1 protein-coding gene and 1 pseudogene are annotated in these 572 nt (G+C 43.9%); both read left to right on the top strand.

The window, feature by feature from the left end; all coding sequences use genetic code 11:
* The coding region (gene lspA / locus R7Z47_RS26115; protein WP_318130934.1) for a signal peptidase II at positions 1–331 on the top strand (331 nt) is incomplete at its 5' end.
* Positions 332–460: 129 nt separating this feature from the next.
* A pseudogene (locus tag R7Z47_RS26110) lies at positions 461–572 on the top strand (peptidylprolyl isomerase); the annotation flags it as partial.

Raw genomic sequence — 572 nt, 5'->3', positions numbered from 1 at the left:
CGCAGCTTTCAGCTTTTTGAGCGATCAAGCGGGTTGGCAACGTTGGTTGTTTACCGGTATCGCATTTATAGTCACAGGTCTTTTGACTTATTGGATGAGTAAGCTTCCTGCAAAAGAAAAGTGGAACAACATTGCTTACGCCATGATTATTGGCGGTGCAGTTGGTAACGTATTTGACCGCGTGATCCATGGTTTTGTGGTCGATTACTTAGACTTCTACTGGGGAAATTATCACTGGCCGGCATTTAACCTTGCTGATATGGCGATTTGTCTTGGTGCGGCGATGATTATCCTAGACGGTTTTCGCAAGAAAGACACAGCAAAAGCCTAAATCGTGGCCATGTATATTGGAAAAGTCGAATAACCCTAAGCGTCGTCCGTTGATTCGTACGACGCTTTTTATTATGTTGGAGCGCAAATCCGCACATCAGTGTATAAAAAGACAAAGCGGATAGACGTAATGACCCAAGAACAAGGAAGCAGTAACGTGACAACAATAACGAATGATTCGGTAGTAACCCTGCACTTTACGATCAAAATGAAAGATGGTTCGGTGGCTGACAGCACTCATA

It is taken from the genome of Vibrio sp. 1641 (assembly GCF_033339995.1).
GTDB classification, from domain to species: Bacteria; Pseudomonadota; Gammaproteobacteria; order Enterobacterales; family Vibrionaceae; genus Vibrio; species Vibrio alginolyticus.
The sequence above is the reverse complement of the archived record's forward strand: the minus strand, read 5'-3'. Positions and strand labels throughout refer to the sequence as shown.